We start from the raw sequence: 21,655 nt of genomic DNA on the forward strand, positions 1-21,655 counted from the left end.
ATAAAATACCAAAGGGCGGCTGAAGAAATCAGTAATAAGTACTAATTTTTTTGTTGTTCAATTTTTTCCTCTATAATCAAAAAAGTCATATAGGGAGAGAAAATGAAAAATAAGAAATGGTCGCAAAAAACAATAATAGATATCCTAAACGCTTTTGCAGTGGCTAAGCAAAAAGAAATTATAAAATTAACGACTAAATTAGATACCGAATTGCTCCCTACAGCGCACAAGGATTTAGCGAGATGGATGGATACTGTAAATGGCCATATCGGTGGCTTTAATCATCGGGCCTTACACGGGCACGATCCAATAACAAACCTACCTGAGGTATATGATAGATTTGGCTTTAGTGGAGTTCTAAAATATCCTTATGAGTTATCTAAAGACTTTATGACATCAGCAGGGATTCCTCTCCCAGGAGTTCAAGTACTAACACAAAACAATTATGTTTCACCACGACTAGCAACAGAATGGTTAAGTTTAAATATTACTGACGTATTTACCGGAGGTCTAGCCTTCTGCTCAACCTACAAACTCTATAATAAAAATTCTAAAGAGAAGTTGAATAAATCTGATTATATTTTTGCTTCAATTGGAATTGGTACAAAAATAATTGGAGGAATATCTACAACTAACCCAATTCTCATACTTTCAGGAGTAGCAGATACGATTATTCTAATATCGAGTATTGAAGAAGCAAGAGATGCATTCAAGAAATTCTTTGATTGGGATCTCGTCATTAAAGCAGGAATATCAACAACATTAGCTATATGTTCAGGTACAGCGGCTGCAACAGGTACAACAACAGCGGTGACGGCCCTAGCGACAGCTTCGACAGGAACAGCAATCTCAACTCTATCAGGAGCTGCAGCAACAAATGCTACACTAGCCTGGATTGGAGGTGGATCCCTAGCCTCAGGTGGACTTGGTGTTGCCGGAGGTGTAGCAATACTTTCGACAGGTGGTTTAGCTGTAGGTGCAATTGTAGGTTATGGAGTTTACAGATACTTAAAGAAAGACAAAGCTGCTTAAACTTTTCGTTTTCTATAATCTGTAAAGTCAGTATTACTCTTCGAGTTATTACATTCTGCACATAGAGGTTGTAGGTTTTCGAAATCTAGCTTTAAATCAGGAAACAATGATACTGGCTTTATATGATCCACTTGTATTTCATATCCACTCTCTGCTGTAACAGAACATTTTAGGCATCTATGTCCATAACGCTGAAAAACCTTTTCTCTGAGCTCACGCCATTCATGAGATAGGTAAAAACTTGTGTCTTCCTTAATAGAGCAATTTGTTGAATCTTTAAAAAGCTTATGAAATTCTTCTTTAGAAAATGTTGTTGGTACAATTACATTAGAGGAAAGTATACGTTTCTCTTCTAATAATTTATCTAGAATTAAATCAAAGCTACGCTCACCAAGTTCACTATGTATTGTCAACGGATGATAAATAGTTACCTTCTTTTTTTGACCAATACGATAACATCTGTCAGATGCCTGATCCTCTACAGCAGGGTTCCACCAACGATCAAGATGTATAACATTATTAGCATTAACAAGTGTGATTCCTGCTCCCCCAGCCTTTGGAGAGACAATAATGACAGAGAACCCTGCTTTTTGTTTTTCAAAAGTTTCCACAACATGATCCCTAGCTTTAGGAGTCATAGAACCGTTGAATATCAGTGGTTCGTAAGTCATTTCGTATTTTGACTTTATTGCTAGATACATTTTTTTTTGAAGATTTCTATTCTCTATGAATAAAATAACTTTCTCATTTCTTTGTTTTATCTCATCTAAAATCTTAAATGTACCCAAAATTTTCCCACTACATTCTAAAAAATCTTCAACTCTATCTATATCGTCTAAATGAGGTGCGACTGATATAGATTTAAGAAAATTCACAGTTTTTAAGGCCATTCCCTTCTCTGTACTCTTTTGGGCTTGAGATATTACATCGTTATAAACATTTTCTTGAACACGAGACATAGGAAATTTTCTAACTAATACAACTTTTTCAGGTAGTTCAGGAATATTAACATCTTCATCACTCTTCATTCGCCTAAGCATTAAAGAAGGTGGATTATAATTTGTTAATAAGTTACGAAGATCCTCAAGGTTAGAATCTGAAGTTTCATATTTATCTCTAAAGAATTTATAAGTATTCAAGTAGCCAGGAGCAATAGTGTCTACAATACACCAAAGCTCCGATAATCTGTTTTCTACAGGAGTACCTGTAATTCCAATTGAAAACTGAGTGGCCATTGCTTTTGCCATTTCAGTCATTAAGACATTTGGATTATTAATTTTTTGACACTCATCAAACAATATAGCTTGCCACTCGATTCTACGAAAGAAGCATTCCTGGTCTCTTAATGTTTCATAAGTTGTTAAAACAATATCTTGTTTTTTAAGTTCGTTAATAACTTCAAAAACACCTTTCTTTCTAAGCTTTGAAAATTTAGACCCATGTGCTTCATAGATATTTGGGAATGTTCCATCCTTGACATGTCTTTCAATCTCTCTTACCCAATTCTTCAACAAGCTTTTTGGGCCAACTATAAAATATGGTCCAGTTTTTTGAATTTCTGATTTCTTGAGCAATTCAAAGTGCCAGCAAAGAAAAGTTAAGCATTGTAAAGTCTTTCCTAATCCCATATCATCAGCTAGAAGAACTCCTCTACGTCCTGACATATATGATTCTTGTAACCAGGAAACACCTGTTCTTTGATGATCATACAAAGAAGTTGTCTTTATGTTTTCGGGTATTTCATCAGTACTAAATTCCCCTCTTCTTTCATATGTATCTGAATAAAGCTCATCTAATAAATTATCCTTAATTATTGAGACTAATACATCCTGTTTTTCCGCACCATCAGTATTATTGTTCTTCACCTTACTAATATCTTCTTTTTTACTTGAATACTGTCTAACTTCTTCAAGAACCTCTTGAGAAACCTTAATTTCATTACCTTCGAATAAAATTGAACTCTCACCATTATTCAAAGCTTTTTCAATTTTACTTTCAAGGCTAGCGATACTCTCGGGATTTACAAATACAATATTTTCATCTAAACGAATTCCGATAGAATCCTTTGGAATCCAATCATTTTCTCCTGTAGGAATGAAGATATTTGTTTTAGGCTCCCAGACTCCAATATGGCTAATCCTAGAACTTACAAATTCTTCAATTTCTTTAAAGGGTGAATCTTCGACATTCTCATTTAGATCCTCAACCTCAGAAAAATAACGATTCGGATTCATTATAAAATTCTTTCGCTTTGACTTAGGCTTTAAAGATTCTTCTTTAATAACACCTAAATAAGGCCTTATATGTTGAGGAATAGATATAAACTTGTTCTTAGAAATTTTGTATGCTGACTTTGAGACATCAAATTTATGAAATTCTTCAAGAAATATTTCACTATCCATATCATCTAAAACATTGTCACTACCATCCGCTCCTAAAAGAACAGGATTTAAGGAGCACTGGTTACTTGTTGCATTTATAGATATATAACTGGGTATAACTACTTCTATGTCATCAAGAACACTGTCTTTAATATCGTCTTCAATACCAATTAATTGCTGAATTTCCTTAATCAAGAAAAAACGTTCTTCCCTATCTTGGCCAGCATTTATCTTATTAATAGAATCCGTAACCTTATAAATCTCAGGGGTAAGTCTGTATTCTATTCCCGAATACGTTAACAAGTAATCATTGAGGATAGCTGGGTATAATTGACGTCCATTTTTTAAATCGGTGAATCTATACTGCATTTGAAAATACGAAGTTAAAACTCCTCCCTCTGAGTTTATTTTTACTCCGCAATTAATTCTTTCAGGAAATCCATATTTATTTGCAAGAACATTATTTAAGGATAAATAATCATTAAGAGGAATTTCTACCAGATTCCCAGCTACTGAACATTTCTCCTCAGCAATTAGTATTGCAATATCTTCTTCATTTTTAAAACTTTCAATATCTTTAATTTCTATACTAATCATCTATTACCTAGCTTTATTCCTGTTACTCTATAAATAACCTTTTCAACCTCACGCATCCAAGAACCTCCACTATCATGCGGTAAAACAAGAAGCCGTGTTGGCGAACCATAAGTTTTTCTAACGTTATCGACGTTATAATGAGAATTGTAATCAGAAGGAGAAGATGGATCATTTTCATACCAGATTGAAACCTGGCCAGTTGGTGCAAACTCAACAATTTTTAACCTATCAATGTACATAATCAACATATTATTATCTTGATTGATTCTTCCAAATGGTATTTTATTATCTTTACTTTTTATCTTATTATAATACCTCTCTCCACGTGGGCATAAGACAAGCCAAGCGCTTTGTATATAATCCTTCTCTAAGTATTGACGCCAGAAATTCTCTCGCTTTTTCCACCTTTTAACATTGGTATCTCCACTCCCCTCTAAACTGTCAGATATCACTTTAAAGAACAGCTCAGTTGATGCGGATACTTGCCACTTAAGAAATACCTTTTTTGCTCTTTCGCTAATATTAGACCACTCGCTACGGATTCGAGGGTCTCCAATATTCGTATTAATGAATGAAGAAACAATATCAACGATTTCTTCAGATGTATTTCGACCTTCAAATGCTAATAACAATGATTCCACAAAACGATACAATTCTTTAGTAACAATATACTCACCTTTCTCATTAGTGAGTAATGAAAGTAAATGATTCACTCTATTTGTATCAATATTATTTAAATAAATTCTCAGTTCTTTACAAATTTCAACACTAACACGTACCCCAAAGTCTGTTTGTAAATCAAATGAGCTTAAATGTAAGCGTTTAAATACTTCATTATCATTTTCATCTAGTAGCTTTAATGCAATAGTTCTATAACATTCATCTGAGAAAATTTTAAACTCATGGTGAATCGTCATATACTTCTTTGATATATTCTTTTCAGATTTAACCTTAAAGAATATATTCATACATAATTGATTAATTAATTGACGTGAGTAATCTGAATATGTGTCACTTGAAGTTATTAAATTTTTCCAGATTCTCTTTGTTAATGAAACGGACTCTTCAACTTCAATTCGATTTACAATTTTTTCTACTTTAGAATCATCACAGGAGTATGGATCACCAAGCCCCTTTCCCGAAAATGAAAAAACATCAATCAATTTCTTCAAGTCCTTAAATGAACATTTAGATAAATCAAAATTTAATCCTAACTTATCATTGAATTCGGATTTAATATCGGATAGCTCCCGGACACTATAATCAGTACTATCCAAACTACTTAATTTTGTATTTAATAAAATCAAAGATTCAGAGAGATCTTTTTTGAATCTTTCTTCATTAATAGAAACTTCTCCAAATTTCTCATCACTAAATAGAGTCTTTAGATGAAATTTCTCCATCTTTTTCCTCCAGCATCTTAGGTAGTGACATGATGAAACGCAGGTCAATTCTTCGATATGATTTATATGTGAGATATTTTAATTTCTTTTCAAGGTTTTCGACATTTAAATCTTGTTTCATATATTGCTCAAGATGAGATAACTTTTTTCCATGTTTAACACTCTTCATAGAATTATATTTGTCTACTATTTTTGATGCCAATATAGTATTCCCCGGAATCAGTTTATTATATACGTCACCAGCTAAGCGGCTTGGTGGTTTTTGGGCTCCAAACCCAGCCGCGCCAAGAATTCCTTCACCTTTACGATTAAGAAATTTCTCATTATTAAATTTCTCTATTATCAAAGAATATGTATTTAGAGAGCGTTTTAGACTAAGATTCATATTAGTTCCGTGTTCTCTTTTAGCTCGACCTCTCAACTGAGAAGGGTCTGCATGTCCTTCTACTACAATTGAATCAACCCTAAGCTCACTATTATCATTACAAAGATATTTAATTTTTTTATCACTATTGCAATCTAGGTACGTATTTAAAGATTTACCAACTTGTTGAAATACAGAAACTCCCTTAGTGCTTACATTGGCTTCTCCACTCGCAAAAACTGTGCTCTCTGGAAATGAGATAACGCCATTCTCATCATCTACGAAAACATTTATCTTAAGCTTTCTAAGATCCTCCTGAATTTTAAGCATTAACTCATTTCTAGCTTTAATACTATTTGAATATTCAGACATGGCTTCTTCGCTATCTTTAATTTGTTTTTGAAGATTAACAGCAAGAGCTACAATTGTAATAATGAAGACAAACACTAAACATGACATTAAGTCACTCACGCTTGAATCAAAGCTTAAACTACTGCCATTTTTTTTCTTTTTACTCTTGGCCATATAATTCTCTAAGCTTTCTTCTCAACAACTTCGGTTAATTCTTCAATAATACTATTAAAGTGAGCTACTATTGTATTAAGTTGTTCAGTTAAACGAGCAACGTGCTGTGTACTTTTATCGCTTAATGTATCAATACCTTTGTTGAGATTTATAAACACATTTTCTAAGTTTTGATCAACGCCAGAAAAGCGAGAATCGTAGTTACTCCAAACTGTTTTCAAATTCTCGTTCAAAGAATTTGACTCTCTCATTATATTTTCAAGGTTTGAAATAACACTGGAATTAATATCTGATCCTTTTACTATCTGATCACTTGATTCTTTTATACTTCGTGCTGATGCCCCCATTGTTTCACTTGTAAGTTTAAATAAATTAACTGCATTATTTAATTCATTAGCGGGCTCTCGTAGATATGGTATCGAATTGGAAAAATTATCGACTGAAGAGCCCATATCATTGATTCCTCTATTAAAGTCAGTGATTGTTCTATCTAGGCCTTTAATTTTAGAGTTAAAGCTTTCTAAAATTTCTTTGTTTTGATTTCCAATTTGTTCATTTGCAGATTTTATTGAATTAACAAAGCTATTATTCAGATTACTTAGAGTCTCACTAAACCCTTCATTTATCTGACTAAAGCTTTCTTTTGTCTGAGTGATTACGTTGTCTGTATATTCAACATTTCGATTCGCGAGTTCTGAAACAAGTGACCCGACTTTTTGAGTCGAATTTTCAAATGTCGTAAAGGCGTCTTTTTGACTGTTCGCAACTCCTTCACTCATTTTTGTAACACTCTCTGCAAGTTGAAATTTTAAGTTTTCAACTAATTCATCAATTGATGAAGTAAGCTTATCTAATGACTCATTCATTGTTGATTGATAATTAGAAGCACCAGTATTCATCTGATCACTCATGCGAGAAATAGCCGTTTCAATTAACGTACTCATTTGGCTCTGTTTTTCTACAAGATCACTTAAAGTCGTTTGCATTGTATTAGCAATTGCCTCTAGTGCATTATGTGCACTCTCTCTAGCTCTATTTAGATTCTCTCCACCTGTACCACCAGTCATAACCTCGGCCATACTATTGGAAATAGTTTTAGATGATTCGATATTAGCATCTTTTATTTCTTCTAACTGACTTGTAATCCTTTCAGAAAAACCACTCATTGGGATACTTAATTTTTTTGATATAACATTTTCAAAGGCAAGGGCAATTTCGTTACCCATATTACTAATTTCTCGAGTTTGTTTCCGTGCCTCTTCAAGCATTTGGAGGTTGTTTTTTTCAACTGTGTAAAATTCCAAACAACGTTCCAAGCCGTTAATTAGATCATGTAGAGCATTACTAAACTTTCCATAACGACTTTTCTCAACATACGAGAATATCATTGATAATGATAGTCCTAGTAATGAGGTATAAAAAGCCGTACCTGCACTTTGTAAAAGTTCTTTAACAACTCCCATAAGTTGTGCACTATCTGCAGTATCTAGAACTGAAGTAGCTTCACTTACTCCTAGAGTAAGTCCCAAGAATGTCCCCAGAATTCCAATACCCGTTAACTTTGCAGAGATACTTTCTATATGACGTAGAGTAAAGTTCTCTCCAATAATTCCCTCTTCATCAAAATATTCAGACGGTGGTAACGTATTCATGTAGTGCATAACACGCTCTCCATCTGGAGCAATTATTTGTTCTTCAAACTCTCGCCATTGGTGGACTATGTCCTCATGGCCACAACTTTTAAATGCTTGTGTTAACTCAGGATAACTATTAACTAGGGCTTCTCTGGCTTCATTTGGATCATCTTTTTGGAATACATCCAATTTAAGAAGATTTTGAATAATCCTTAGCGGCCAAGAAATATTATTTCGAACACTGAAAAGACTATGCCCAGCATAAGCGAATAAAATTATAGTAAAAGCAATGTTAATTTTGCTTGAAAAGATTGCATTTAATAAATGTAAGAAATCCATCGACACCAACTATATAAATTAATATTGTTATTGATATCGACAAATTAGATGGAATTATTAGAAAAAAACCGATCTTTTTAATATGTTAAGCTTTATGCGTTAAAACATTGAAATTAAAGGACAAAACCTCATGTTCTTTATAACAATTTTAATTCCAAATGCTGACATGCTGTATACACGTTTAAGAACGTATCTAGCTAGATTCTAATTGTAAGCAATCTCTGGCTACCCTAGATATAGTAATAGACAGACTTCTACAGAGGGATAATCCCTATCTTCCATGAGTCTTCGATATAAGGCTTGATGTGAAATACCAATGATCGAACAGATTTGTTTAATCATTAGCCCTAGGCTAGCTAACTTCTCCATAATCTCATATTGTTCATCAGTCAGAACAATCTTCTCACTCCTAGTTTTACGTCTTCTCATAAGAACATTCCTTCTACTTAACAATGTAATTTAAATAATAAGACCTTGAATTTACGAACGAGGAATGAGTTCTAAACCATTATATCAGCGTATTAGTAGTTTATAAAATGTACAACTTTGTTATACACTGTTTGACCACCTGTTTTTTATATTGTAGAACCTGGCAAACTAAAACAACTAGGGATAGGTATGCCAACAAAAGCAGTTCGGTTTTCTGATAAAGAAGATAATGCCATTAAGGAGTTTCTTAAAAACAATCCTTACTTCGATTTCTCTACAGTAGCAAGAATGGCTATTTTGAAATTTATAGAGAATCCTGAAATCAACTTAGTACCAACCAAAGTTGAGGATAAAAAGAGTAATAACTCAAAGAGACTTCAATAATGGAAAGAACAGAAATTGTAGAAAATTCAAATATTTTAAATATCCCTGGTATGGATATCAGTACAAATATCGAACTTATCCCTACCCCTAAAAGTGATAAAATTTTTCTAAAAGCCGCTAAACTAAGTATGCTTTCCAATTATAAATCATCATTTGACTTCGATACTTATAGGGATTTAGAGCTAAGATTTGGGCTAGATCAACCAAGAGGTGGAATTACATTCAATACTACTTTCAAATTAGTTAATAGCCATACTACATGCCAGCAATGTCTATATGCATTCGAGCTAGATACCTATGGACGAGGATGTGTACATGACTGTGTTTACTGTTATGCAAAGGAACAACTGACATCCCATGGTTACTGGAACCGACCATTTCCTATGCCAATTGATATAACTGATGTTTGGAACACTTTTTATACTGTTTTTGAAACTAATAAACCTAATAAATGGAGAAGTGTTTTAGAAAGAAGGATACCCATAAGAATCGGTTCAATGAGTGATTCCTTCATGTTTATGGACAAGAAGTATAAGGTAACACAAGAAATTCTTAGAATACTAAAACACTATAATTATCCATACATTATTTTCACAAGGTCTGACCTAATTGCTCATGATGAATATTTAAACTTACTAGATGAAAACTTATGTTCGATTCAAATGAGTATTGCTTCTACAAATGATAAAATGAATAAAATAATAGAACCAGGTACACCAAGCTCAAAAAGACGTTTAATAGCATTGGAAAAACTTAGTAGATCTGGTTTTTGGACAACAGTGAGATTGAATCCATTTTTTCCAATTTATCCAGATGGATATTTTTCAGACCCTAACTTTGATAGAACTAAAAGCATTAAAAAGTTTGATTTCTCATCATTTGAAATGGTTGATGAAATTGCTGCTCATGGAGTACCTTCTGTACTCGCAGGATTTGTGAGGCTATCTCCATATGCCTTAAATCAGATAGAGAAGGCTACAGGAAGGAACCTTAGAAGTTTCTTCAAAGAAGATTTTCGTAAAAGTAAAAAAGACTATCATTTTTCTGATCAAGAGATTAGAGCTTACTATGAGAGAATTCATGCAAAGTGTAAGCAAAATTCTATCCAGTTTACTACGTGCTATATTGGAAACGGTGAAAATCATTTTTGGAAAGATCAAGATTTGTGGGATAACAAAAAAGATTGCTGTAATGCTAAAAACAGAATCCCCACTTTTGACAAAAACTCGAGAGATATTCCTTGGGAAACAAGAATCAAACATACAAATTATAAATGTACTACACCTAATGATTCTAAAAATCTTCATACGGAGTTATAGTGTCTAAGTACGATGGTATTAATATTCAATGGCCAATTTCGGAGTTAATTCTTAGTGGTGAAAAAGTTATCGAAACAAGAACGTATAAAATACCTGACCACTACTTAAATCAGGAAATATTAATGATAGAAACCCCTGGGCCTAACGGAAAGTTTAAATCTCGAATAGTTGCGATAATCAAGTTTACAGAGTGTTTCCAATATAAGAATAAAACAGATTTTTACAAGGACTCAAAAAAACATTGCGTAGATAAAAATTCTCCTTGGGCATGGACCGACAAACCTAAATGGGGATGGAAGGTAGAAATAATTAAAAAGCTATCTCCACCTATAAAATGCAATATTAGAGGAATAACCTTTCGAAAAGGCATTGAAATCTAACTATGCTGCATTAGCAGCTTCTTCATAAACACCATAAAACTTTTCGATTAACAGATCCAGCCTGTCAGAGTTCCCACTTCCACTACTCAACTTATTGACTTCGCTTTCAATATTGTTAAGAATTATCTTTTGAGCTGCATCCAACTTATCAAGGTTCGGCACAAGAAACTCCTTTGCATCTTTAATAATTATTTTAGGAAATAGACCTTTTTCTGCCTTTGCAGAGTTATGCAAAAAGATCTTACTTCCGAGTTTACTATTTAATATACCAAGAATGCACTCTAATGAAATTTTCTTTTGCCGAGGCTTAAGCAAAAGAACACTCGGATTGTGAACGTATGTCCCATCAGCAATAGCACAATTTAATACATAATCACCTTTGTTAGTAATTTCTCGTATTAAGATCCTCTTGCCTTTAAAATATTTTATATCAACATAAGTAGAAACCCAATCACCATACTTCACCCATGTTCCTGACCAATTCACAGCGAATCGTCCGATATCTTTACCTTGTAGCTCTTTTATATGATCTTTTGTTATTTTTTTATCTGCATGAAATTCTCTATCTTTTACAATTTTCTCAGCTTTTTCTTCTCCATGCCTTCTGACCAACGTGCTTCTTCTGTATGGTATATATCCCTGTTTAACTTCGAAGTAATCTTCAAGTTTAACCATCTCATAAGGTGACTTTTCAGAAATATCAATACCTCTACCCGACTTAACTAGATACTTCCAGTTTAAGTCATCAAGTAACCTCTCAAAAGACTCGATAGAAGAAGTAATTTCATATTTATCATTGTACTTAACTATATCGACATTACTATGTGTACATCTATCTGATACATAGAAAACAGATCTAACATTAGCATCACTGAAAACTTCTACTGAAGTTAAATCTCCAATTACCTTGGGAGGTATCACTTCTGCCATTTCTTTTCTAAAATTATCTGCATAAACATTAAACAACATTGTATTTGGTATAATTAATGAGACAATTCCGTGCTTACTGGTAATACTCGCTGCTAAATTTAAAAAATACTGTGAACTTTCATAATCTGCAACTTTTGGAAACGCCTTTGAAAGCCTCGCCTTTTCATCATCATTAAACTTTATTCCCCAAGGTGGATTTCCAATAACCAAGTCGAATCCATGTTTCTTAGAAAACACTTTCTTAAATTTTTTATCCCAAGAGAAACTACTATCGTCTAAACTATCTCCTTCCAAAAGCTGACTATTTAGATTCTCAAGTTTCTTCCCTGGAAAAGCTGTAAGCAACCAAAGACTCAACTTTGCAAGCTTAACTGCTCTTGAGTTCTTATCGACTCCAAATATGCAGTGATCTAAAATTTTTCGTGATGTTTCCTCTATACTCTCAACACAATCATCATTATTTTCATCAGCCCATTTTAAACGATACTGTTCAACAAGGTAATCCAAAGCTCCTGTTAAAAAGTGGCCCGACCCCATTGCTGGATCACAGATCGTTAACTCCAAAATTTCTTCAACATTTAATGATTTGATTTTAGGAGTTAATGAGTATTTAAGCATTTCTTGCACAACTCGATCTGGAGTATAAAAGCTACCAGTCATTTTTCTATCGATATTATTTGGACTAAAAAACAACTCTCCTTCTTTAACAATATGCTCATCAATAAGCTTAAGGCTTCTCACTTTTTTCGACTTCAAATTTGACTTCTTCCATCTACCAGCATTAAAAACCATATCATGCTCGGCAACCTCAAGACGATATTCAAGAAAGGACTCGTAGATTGATCCAAGCTGCCTAGGAGTAAAATAATTGTAAGGTATCTGTTGATACTTCCTTGTTTTAAAAGTAGATTCAATGAAATTTAAATTAAATAAAATTTGCACCATCTCTCGATTATGTATTTTATGTTTTTTTGCAAAACTCCATTCATCCTTACTAAAAACGGACTCTTTAAACCCTTCAATTTCAAAACCAAAATCCTTTGACGCGGCTGTTCCATCGTGAATAACCTCATAAAGGTTTACCAAACGATTAAAAATATCAAAACCACCCCAATCGAACTTCTTGCCAAAGGTACATCTAAAATCTCTCAAGTAATCATCTAAATCTTTCTCAGGATCGAACTCCATTGCATCTATAGTTTCAATAATTTCATGCAGAGATAACCTAAGATATTGAGTTGAGCTGATAGGCAAAACTCTTCTAACCTCACAAGATTTTACAAATAAAATATTAAACAAGTGGCTTTCTGCAACATTTCTAATGGTAGCTAATGAATATTCCTCAGATCTCTCTTCGCAACTCTCTTTCAATGAATTGCAAGTTATCCCCATCGTTATTAAAAATCTTTTCTTTAAATCCTCTTCAATGGAGTGGGCATACTTCTTACTATATTCAAAAACCTCATGAACAAATGGTGCCGTATTTGAATCCTCGACCTGGATTAAAGATTCTTTCGAGAAGAAGTAATAAAAATATTTTGCATAATGCCTAAATTTTTCTTCATTCTGATATGAGTCAAGATCAAGAGCTAACTCTCTAAGGTTCCCAAGGTCAAAGTCAAAACTTCTCCTATCCATACCTTGAGATAACTCTTTATGAAAAAGTCTCCAAGTTTTTCCATCTGTAAGTACACCAAAATCATGGTCAAAGATCTCCATATATTTCAGTGTTTGAAGCTCTGGCCCTAACGCACTGGCAGAGTCAGTAACTTTTGTATCTTTCTTAGTTTGCTCAGCCATGTGAGATAAGCGATCCCAATACTTGGCTTCTACTACAATCTTAGTACCTGTTCTTTTATTTCTAGCTTCCGATAACTTTCTATCAATATCTTTTTCTTTTTGTGTATAAGATTTATGCTTAGGTTTATCAAAGTAAATAAGATCAGGCCTGTAGGTTTGTTTCCTTCCATTATCTACAACAGTGAATGATTCATTATCCATGTACGAATTAGATCTTCGCTCGGAGTTATTCTCCCAACCAAGTAAATCCATAACATGAACAATCCAGTTCTTAACAGTATCAGCTTCTTTCCATTTCTCAAAAGTTTCATGCTCTGTCTCAACACATAGATCTACAAAGCCCTGGTAAAAATCATGAAACCCACCGATCTCATCATCTTCCCAAAGATGTTTATATTCTCTTGGAACATCATTTTTTAGGTATACGTCACTGAATAGAGATGATCTCCAGAATGGATTGATATCTCTTTTTGCATCAAATATTAATTCTGGTTGAAGAGCAAGCTCATTAGCCTTCTTAGCACTGTTTCGGGACATCCTGTCCTTCCTTTTTTACTTTAAATTTAAATTAAGCGTTAACTTCTGTTTTTCTTTTAATTGTCTTTGGCATCTTTATAGGCTTAACAACATCAACTTGCTTCATGTAAAGGTTTTCATAAAGTAGAAAATCTACCTGTTGACCTTTATCAAGTTTTTTAAACTTATCATCTGAATCAATAGCTGAGTAATGAACGTAATAAGAAATTCCATTTTCTTTATCGATGATAGAACCTTCTCCTGCATTTACATCAAACCAATGAACAATTCCTTTTCTGTACTCTGACATTCATTCTCCTCTCTATGATTTTGAACTATTTAACAGGATAATTTTATCCTTTTTAAGCATATAATTTGAGTGAGAAAAATATGTCGTGTGCTCATTTTAAACATAATTCATTTTAGAAAATATTAATTATTTCCGATGATGACCTAAAATAAAATTCATATAACTTAGGTGTGTCCATGTCTAATAAATTAGTACTTTTAGCTATTGAAAACGGAATAAAAGCTGGAAAAGACGTAAAACAGATTAAAGCGGAACTCAGAGAAGCCGACATTTCTGATACAGTAATTGATAATTGTATCGAAAAATATCTTGAGTATTTTAATCATGATAACAAGGATGATGCACTTGTTGATAGAAATCGAAAATTTGAAGAGTGGTATGGTGGAGCAAATGAATCAGAGAATTCTCATTGGTCGAAACTTAAATCGATATTAATAACAAAGAAAGGCTGGTCAAAGGATATGATCAATAGCCTAAACTCAAGCTCAAATAGCGTTGTCTCAAAGTTGGCAAATCCAAAATTAACATTGGATGATAGTGAAACAAATCAAATAAAAGGCTTAGTACTTGGATATGTTCAAAGTGGAAAGACTGCAAACTATTCAGCAGTAATTTCTAAGGCCCTAGATGCTGGCTATAAATTTATTATAGTTCTAGCGGGTATTCATAACAATCTACGTTATCAAACAGAGGTTAGACTTCGTGAAGAAATTGTAAAACCAAGTGAATTAATGGCCGATCCTATTACAAGAATGGATGAGAAAGGTGATTTCAATGAAAAACTTACACAATCAGCAAATCGTGTACTTGGGGGATCTGATGGTTTTGGTATTGCTGTTCTTAAAAAAAACGCCTCTGTATTAAGAAAGTTTAACACTTGGCTATCAAAAGCTAAACCAGAGATTTTAGCAAATACATCAGTTTTGATTATTGATGATGAATCAGATCAAGCGAGTATTAATACTTCAACTAAACCTGAAGAAAAACAAACTGCAATTAACAAACAAATTAGAAATATTATTTCACATTTCCCATCTTCTTCATATGCAGGATATACCGCGACACCTTTTGCAAATATTCTTATCGATTCAAATATTGAAGAAGACTTATTTCCAAAAGATTTCATTATCTCTCTATCCAAGCCTGTTTCATATATTGGAGCAGAAGAGCTATTTGGAGCACAAGATACTGAAGGCAATATCAATATGGGATATCCTCTAGTAAGAACAATAGATGAAATGGATGCTGCTCAAATCTCAGCCTCTAAACGTGGACAAGAAAAAGAATACGACTCGCTCCCACCTTCTCTGGAATATGCCATAGACTGCTTCATAGTAGCAGGAGCTATCCGAATCTCTAGAGGTCACAATAAGAATCACATATCTATGCTTGTGCATGGGTCATATCTAACAAAAGATCAGTCTAAAGTTCATGAACTTATAGAAGATCATGTTGGACTACTAAAATCTGATCTAAGAAGAGAGATTGAAGAAACTAGAGATAGAATACTAAAGATTAAAGAAGAAGAGTTTGATCCTACATCTGAAGAAATAACTGGCAATAAAAATCAGATTAGCAAGCATGACCTTTTTAGAAATATCAAATTATTTCTAGAACAATTTCAAATCATTCTAGATAACTCTGCATCCGATGAAAGGCTCTCCTTTGAAGAAAACTTTAAAGGTATCGTTGTTGGTGGAAACACTCTTTCAAGAGGCCTTACAATTGAAGGTCTTACAATTAGTTATTTTATTAGAAATAGTAAAATGTATGACTCTTTAATGCAGATGGGTCGCTGGTTCGGTTACCGTCCAGGATATTTAGATTTAAAAAGAATCTTTATTACAGACGAACTAAGAGATCACTTCTATGAGATGGCCACATCTGAAATTGCTCTTAGAGAAGAATTATCTGTGATGGCCGAAAATGGCGATACTCCAATGGATTTTAGAGTACGCGTTAGACAGCACCCAGGAATGAAATTGACTGCAGCGAATAAAATGAGAACAGCAAACACTGAAGCTAATTCATTTTCAGGAAGAAGAGCTCTACCCGACTTTATAAGGCTCCACGATAAAAAAACAGCTACTCAAAATAGAGATGCTGTAGAGAACCTGTTAACAAAATTAACTGAACAACAAATTAAAAAACAGAAAGAATCATTTTCAATGTTTAGAACATCACATACGTACAGAGGTGTAGAAAAAGAGTTAATTTTACAATTCCTAGATGAATATTTCATTAGTGAAGCTAACACATTGGCCAATAAATCTGATCTTATTGAATATATCTCAAAGAATACAAATCTTACTGACTGGTCTGTATCTATATTTTCACTAATTAAAAATGGAGATAGCCATAAATTCAAAAATGGAGATGAAATCATTCTACTTGACCGTTCTTTCGTTCCAGATGTTAAAAAGCCTGCAGATGAATCAGCCTCTTACCTAAGGGGTCTATATTTACCAAAAGATGAAATGATCGACCTAAGAGATCTTTTCGATACAGATAACATCGTAGAAGTTTTGAAAGACGATAATGATAGAAGAATAGGTACTGCAAAAATAAGAATGAATCAAAGACCAAAAAATAGGGCCCTCCTTGCGATTTATCCACTGTCAAACAATAGTAAATCTCAAGAAAGAACCGGTGGAGTTTACCATCTAAAGCCAATAAAGTGTAAGGATATTCAATTTGGAATAATGATTGTATTTCCAGACAATAAGGAATTTGGAAAACAGAAGTATATTGTAAACTCAACTATCTAAAAACTTAAAGAATGCTTAGACTACACCTCTAAGCATTCTCTAATTAAACGACCCAATTCTTTATACGAGATCGTATCTCTCTCAGTAAACTCTCTTAAAACATCATCACACTTAATCAAATATAAAAACTCATCTGGGTCATCTGACTCCACAAATAAATCATTCCTATCAAGATACTTTTCTAACTTATCAAATGCTTGCTTTAAAGAAATAGCCTTCTTCCCGAGAATGATCTCTAGCTCTTTTGGTGGGTTGAAATCACTAATATCACATATTTCAAGATTAGATTCTATAATTTCTAAAAATTCATCATAATTAACAACTTCTTTGTCACTTAGAGTCGAGAATAACTCTTCCATTTTCATTCTGAAATTTTGAATATTACTTTCGTTATCATTTTCATAATAAAAGAGTCCATATTCATCTGCATAATCAGCTAATGCTTCATAGGCATCATTAAAACTAATTGAAGCAAATCCTGTAATCGAATTAAGGTTCAGTGAAGGTGTATATTTTCCTTTCTTCTTATTAATTAAAATTGGCTTCGCAGGATCAGCATCTATCTTAACTACACTTTTATATTTCGACATATCAATTTGAGAAAGGCACTGTGAAGCAAAGTCCCCTTCAAGATTCCACCAAACAACTGCTCCCGTAGGCGGACGAACTTCAACAGGTTCTTTGAGAAAACGCGGGTTCTCCAAAACATAACCATATGGCCCATAAAACCACTTATGTGTTTTATCTGTTACCTCTTCTTCAATTATGCAATCAACGATATCGACAAAACCAATAATCTTTCCAAATTCACAGTCCTCTTTCTTTAAGTCTATTTCTTTAAACCAAGAAGGCCTATACGTTGCCGAAGCATAAATTGCGATTGTTCCACGAAAGTATGTGATTTGAGATCTATTTTCGACGTTCTTATCACCGAAGATAATATTATGGGCATTTGGTTGTGCAATATTTAAGACTTTAATTGTTTCAGACACTAATAACTCCTTATCAATAGAGTTATTTTACATGATATTGAAGTTTTTTATATTGGAAGGCAGGAAGGTAACCCTGCCACAATTTTGCCACATTTGAATGGAGTCATTAAGAGAGATGGTCTCCGCCCATGCATCGCCGACGTTGTAACGTCGCGAATGCACAACGGTAAAGCTGCGTCGTCGTCAATCACCGAAAGCCTTTCCCATACCTCCATTACCGAACCGTCGTGCATAAATGCACTCCTCTCGGCATAGTTCAAATTTCCAAATGTTGGGGAGGTAGCGGCTCGTTAAAACTCCTTGGGAGTTTTAACGCGCATGCGCTTGGTGGAGGTGGTGGGAATCGAACCCACGTCCGAAATGACGTCTTGATAGCGGCCTACGTGCGTAGTCTTCATTTATCGTCAGAAGACAAGACTGTCCGAGATAGGTGACCTCGGCGAACCCCGGTGACAGATTAACGAGATGCCCCGGCAGCCTCGGAACCTAGTTAGCCAGCAGATTCAACTGGGTCGCTACATTCTGTTTCTTGGCAGTAGCGCCTCACAAGACTAGATCCTAAAAATAATTAGGCAGCCATTGGCATTGCATAATCGTCTGCAATTAAACGTCGGTCTCCTTTTTACCAGGACCATGGACACCAGCCTGGACACGCCCGGATACCTGTCAGCCATCCCGTCGAAACCAGGGCACCCCCATTAGATTTTGACACGGATATTGGAACAAATATTCGTAAGCGGCAGTATAGCACAGCATTTCAAAAGTGGAAAGAAATCGGTTCAGAAGATTATTGGGATGGCCCAAAACAGTCTGCTCTCGGCTCCTGCCTCCGCAGACATACCGTTCATCCTAAACATAAAAACCCCGTAAAAACGGGGTTCTAATTGATTTTGGCAAATCATAGAATTGTGATTTCGAAGGGCACAAAACTATTAATAGAAATATACCATATTTTGCCAATTTCCTCCATTCTTCCTCAATGAGGAGGACTCTTTCAGGAGTTGTTCATGGAAGGACTTTGGCAAGTCATAGAAATCACAGTGATAATAATTCAGTTAATTCTGGTTCTAAGAAAATTGTGATTTCGGGGGCGCTGCGAAAGTTGCGCCCTTTTTATCATTCATTTTTTAAATTCGCTTTTCCAAGAATTGTTCCTCCAAAATATAAGATTTCACATAAAAGCAGAAACGTTAGGGCATAAGAACTTGCCTCGAGCACTGGAATTATCAATCCCTTCATTGAACCAAGGGTTAAGTTTACACTGCTATAAATTAGAAAGTTCCAAATCAAAATAGCGCCTACTAGCTCAATATTTTCAGATTTAGAAAAAACTCTTCTAATTAATGGGCCAAGCTCATCATCCTGAATTAAAGGTGCTTCAATACTTGGATTCACTCTCTTTATCGCTTTATATAAAACTCCAAGCATTACAATCTCAAGTGCAAAAGAAATGACAAGGAATAACAAGGACTCTACGAAAACATATCCCCATAATAACTCGGCGCTTGAATGACTGGCATATCTTCCATAGCTATCAACTCCGCCTAGAATGGATACAACGATAGGTACGAAAATTAATAAATACAACATTCTCTTACTAACCATGACTGATTCCTAGTTTCCAATTTGTGGCCCTTTCTCTAAGGCATTCAGCATCTAAACAATCATTTAAAGACTTCGCCCAAGATGAACTTGTTAGAAGTATTGCCAATATTAAAATTAAATTCTTCATAGAGTCTCCCTCGTTAATTTTGAAGTTAACGAAAACTACTTCAATCTCGTTTCAAAAACGAAATATTCCCTATCTGGAATGGATATTTCTTTAGATGAAAAATTTGTGTGAATTCAATGAGATGGCATGGCCCAAAATAACAAAACCCCGTAAAAACGAGGTTAAGTTTCTGGTCATTTTTAGAAGTCCCTTCGGGGGCACTAATAAAGAAAATATAACATAAATCTGACCTAGTTTCCACTTTCTCCTCCCAATGATGGGAGCTTAGGAGAAAGTCATGGAAGACTTCTGGTCATTTTTAGAAATCATGATCTATGTAGTTCAAATTATTTTGATCTTACGGAAGTTGTGATTTCGGGGGCGCAGCGAAAGTTGCGCCCTTCTATTTTAGCGCAGAAAGCATCACTTCAAGCGCCCTGCTCTGCTGGGCGACGTTCAGCTTTTCAAATGGCGGAAGGTGCACAAAGCCGGCCTTGGCCCGCATCTTCTTCATCTGAATCACTCGGCAAATTCCATAGAAGACATGATTGCAAACGAAGCGGCCGCAGTCGCGAGAGATGGCAACAGGAATCTGCGATTCTATCAAAGTATCTTCCATTTCTTTAAGTGGCAGCGTGGCATCCAAAGTCGCAGGTCCATCCTCAAAGATGACTTCCTCTTGCGGGCGATTGCCCTCATTATCATCAGTGCGAGCATCATCAAGGTTATGAGCGATCGCCTCCAAATTAATCTCACTCACCTTCGCATTTAATCCCAAGCAAATGATAAAGTCTGGATTTAAAAAGAAGGCCTCCTTCTTTAGGATTGCAAGAGACTTCTTAAAAACCACAGGCAGGATAAGCTTGTGGATCTCAAGTCCTTGAATCTCACTATCGAATTTTTCAACGAGAATTTCAGAGGGGTTTATCTCCCCTCCATCAAATGGTTCAAAGCCTGTGATTAAAACTTTCTTAGTCCTCATACTAACGAGACACGTATTCTAATTTGAAGCCCCAACGCTTCTCATCGATATTTGTGCGCGGATAGATAATATTCTTTTCAGCATCAAAGCGAGTCTGACAAGTGCCTTCCGTCAATTCATCCATTGAGATGAAGTTAGAACGCGTGGCCTCACCATTTTCTTTTGAGATAGCAACAAAAGCATCCCCATAGTGAAAGATCACTTCAGAATCTGTATACTCAACTCTTAAATTATTTTCTGCCTTATACTTCTTTGCAATGACCTTCACATCAGTGCGATAAATTAAATACTGATCCATGAAGAAGACATTGTCTTCAGATAAGAGAACCTTTCTAAAAGAGTATTCTTCATTTGTATAACTTCCAGAACACTTATAGAGAGTATTGAGAATATGCATTCCCCCTGACTCCATATAGATTGTCTTACCTGTTTCCATATTTCTTGTGATTGTATGACCTAGAAAGAGTTCCGCCTTACATTCATAATCAACTGAAATCGAAGATGTATAAGTTGTTCTCAAATTACCATGGTGCTCACCTTTTAAGAGGTCTGATCCCATCTGACAGCTATAAAGCGTTGGTGTGCCGTAGTCTTCATAGCAAACTTCAATTGAGTGTTTTAAGCCTTTAAGGTAGTTGAGTTTTGCTCCAACTTTTGCGCGAAACTCTTGTTGCCCGGCCTTATCCTGTGGATAAATTGTATTTGCAAGTTCTGCCTTTAGATCTTTTTTGAAGGTATTGGCAATCTCTTCAAGATTTGCACATTGGTTAGCATTTGCCGCAAGGCTTAATAATGTAAGTGTCCCTAATAATAGATTTTTCATAGTGGCATACTAGCAAAAAAAAAGCCCCCTTGCGGA

General features: G+C 34.6%; 17 protein-coding genes and 1 other RNA gene. 5 read left to right on the forward strand and 13 right to left on the reverse strand.

The window, feature by feature from the left end; all coding sequences use genetic code 11:
* Positions 1-102 precede the first annotated feature (102 nt).
* A complete protein-coding gene (locus tag ACN5L8_RS06165) occupies positions 103-1,032 on the forward strand; it encodes a hypothetical protein (protein ID WP_419172624.1) in 930 nt (309 codons plus the stop codon).
* Here the strand turns inward: ACN5L8_RS06165 and ACN5L8_RS06170 are convergent.
* From ACN5L8_RS06170 to ACN5L8_RS06190, 5 genes are all read right to left on the reverse strand, one after another.
* Positions 1,029-4,010 (reverse strand): SNF2-related protein, encoded by a 2,982-nt coding sequence (locus ACN5L8_RS06170; protein ID WP_419172625.1) that lies wholly within the window; start codon positions 4,008-4,010, stop codon positions 1,029-1,031. The genes ACN5L8_RS06165 and ACN5L8_RS06170 overlap by 4 nt on opposite strands.
* Positions 4,007-5,413: an EH signature domain-containing protein gene (locus ACN5L8_RS06175; protein ID WP_419172626.1), complete on the reverse strand. Its 1,407-nt coding sequence runs from the start codon at positions 5,411-5,413 to the stop codon at positions 4,007-4,009. Before ACN5L8_RS06175 ends, ACN5L8_RS06170 begins: the two co-directional genes overlap by 4 nt.
* Positions 5,382-6,302 (reverse strand): hypothetical protein, encoded by a 921-nt coding sequence (locus tag ACN5L8_RS06180; RefSeq protein ID WP_419172627.1) that lies wholly within the window; start codon positions 6,300-6,302, stop codon positions 5,382-5,384. Before ACN5L8_RS06180 ends, ACN5L8_RS06175 begins: the two co-directional genes overlap by 32 nt.
* 8 nt (positions 6,303-6,310) lie before the next feature.
* Positions 6,311-8,125 (reverse strand): hypothetical protein, encoded by a 1,815-nt coding sequence (locus tag ACN5L8_RS06185; protein ID WP_419172628.1) that lies wholly within the window; start codon positions 8,123-8,125, stop codon positions 6,311-6,313.
* A 375-nt stretch (positions 8,126-8,500) separates the two neighbouring features.
* Complete coding sequence (locus ACN5L8_RS06190) at positions 8,501-8,704, reverse strand: hypothetical protein (protein WP_419172629.1); 204 nt, start codon at positions 8,702-8,704, stop codon at positions 8,501-8,503.
* A gap of 189 nt (positions 8,705-8,893) precedes the next feature.
* Here ACN5L8_RS06190 and ACN5L8_RS06195 point away from each other — a divergent pair, with 189 nt between their 5' ends.
* The 3 genes from ACN5L8_RS06195 to ACN5L8_RS06205 are packed head-to-tail and all read left to right on the forward strand — an operon-like array spanning position 8,894 to position 10,787.
* Complete coding sequence (locus tag ACN5L8_RS06195) at positions 8,894-9,088, forward strand: hypothetical protein (protein ID WP_419172630.1); 195 nt, start codon at positions 8,894-8,896, stop codon at positions 9,086-9,088.
* Positions 9,088-10,407, forward strand: coding sequence for a radical SAM protein (locus tag ACN5L8_RS06200; RefSeq protein ID WP_419172631.1), 1,320 nt, complete (start codon positions 9,088-9,090; stop codon positions 10,405-10,407). The genes ACN5L8_RS06195 and ACN5L8_RS06200 overlap by 1 nt, the downstream gene beginning before the upstream one ends.
* A complete protein-coding gene (locus ACN5L8_RS06205; RefSeq protein WP_419172632.1) occupies positions 10,407-10,787 on the forward strand; it encodes a hypothetical protein in 381 nt (126 codons plus the stop codon). Before ACN5L8_RS06200 ends, ACN5L8_RS06205 begins: the two co-directional genes overlap by 1 nt.
* Here the strand turns inward: ACN5L8_RS06205 and ACN5L8_RS06210 are convergent, their stop codons facing one another.
* Positions 10,788-14,054, reverse strand: coding sequence for an Eco57I restriction-modification methylase domain-containing protein (locus ACN5L8_RS06210; protein ID WP_419172633.1), 3,267 nt, complete (start codon positions 14,052-14,054; stop codon positions 10,788-10,790). It abuts the gene before it with no gap.
* Between the two features lie 31 nt (positions 14,055-14,085).
* Complete coding sequence (locus tag ACN5L8_RS06215; protein WP_419172634.1) at positions 14,086-14,343, reverse strand: cold shock domain-containing protein; 258 nt, start codon at positions 14,341-14,343, stop codon at positions 14,086-14,088.
* 176 nt (positions 14,344-14,519) lie between these two features.
* Here ACN5L8_RS06215 and ACN5L8_RS06220 point away from each other — a divergent pair, with 176 nt between their 5' ends.
* Complete coding sequence (locus ACN5L8_RS06220; RefSeq protein WP_419172635.1) at positions 14,520-17,111, forward strand: Z1 domain-containing protein; 2,592 nt, start codon at positions 14,520-14,522, stop codon at positions 17,109-17,111.
* Positions 17,112-17,131: 20 nt separating this feature from the next.
* Here the strand turns inward: ACN5L8_RS06220 and ACN5L8_RS06225 are convergent, their stop codons facing one another.
* From ACN5L8_RS06225 to ACN5L8_RS06250, 6 genes are all read right to left on the reverse strand, one after another.
* Positions 17,132-18,103, reverse strand: coding sequence for a hypothetical protein (locus ACN5L8_RS06225; RefSeq protein WP_419172636.1), 972 nt, complete (start codon positions 18,101-18,103; stop codon positions 17,132-17,134).
* A 325-nt stretch (positions 18,104-18,428) separates the two neighbouring features.
* Positions 18,429-18,800: a transfer-messenger RNA gene (gene ssrA / locus ACN5L8_RS06230) on the reverse strand.
* Between the two features lie 419 nt (positions 18,801-19,219).
* Complete coding sequence (locus ACN5L8_RS06235; protein ID WP_115361425.1) at positions 19,220-19,708, reverse strand: hypothetical protein; 489 nt, start codon at positions 19,706-19,708, stop codon at positions 19,220-19,222.
* Positions 19,701-19,835: a hypothetical protein gene (locus ACN5L8_RS06240; RefSeq protein ID WP_419172637.1), complete on the reverse strand. Its 135-nt coding sequence runs from the start codon at positions 19,833-19,835 to the stop codon at positions 19,701-19,703. Before ACN5L8_RS06240 ends, ACN5L8_RS06235 begins: the two co-directional genes overlap by 8 nt.
* 382 nt (positions 19,836-20,217) lie before the next feature.
* On the reverse strand, positions 20,218-20,796 hold the full coding sequence (locus tag ACN5L8_RS06245; protein ID WP_419172638.1) for a pyroglutamyl-peptidase I: 579 nt from the start codon (positions 20,794-20,796) through the stop codon (positions 20,218-20,220).
* 1 nt (position 20,797) lies between these two features.
* A complete protein-coding gene (locus ACN5L8_RS06250) occupies positions 20,798-21,619 on the reverse strand; it encodes a hypothetical protein (RefSeq protein WP_419172639.1) in 822 nt (273 codons plus the stop codon).
* Positions 21,620-21,655 lie beyond the last annotated feature (36 nt).

It is taken from the genome of Halobacteriovorax sp., assembly GCF_048381875.1.
GTDB lineage: Bacteria > Bdellovibrionota > Bacteriovoracia > Bacteriovoracales > Bacteriovoracaceae > Halobacteriovorax_A > Halobacteriovorax_A vibrionivorans.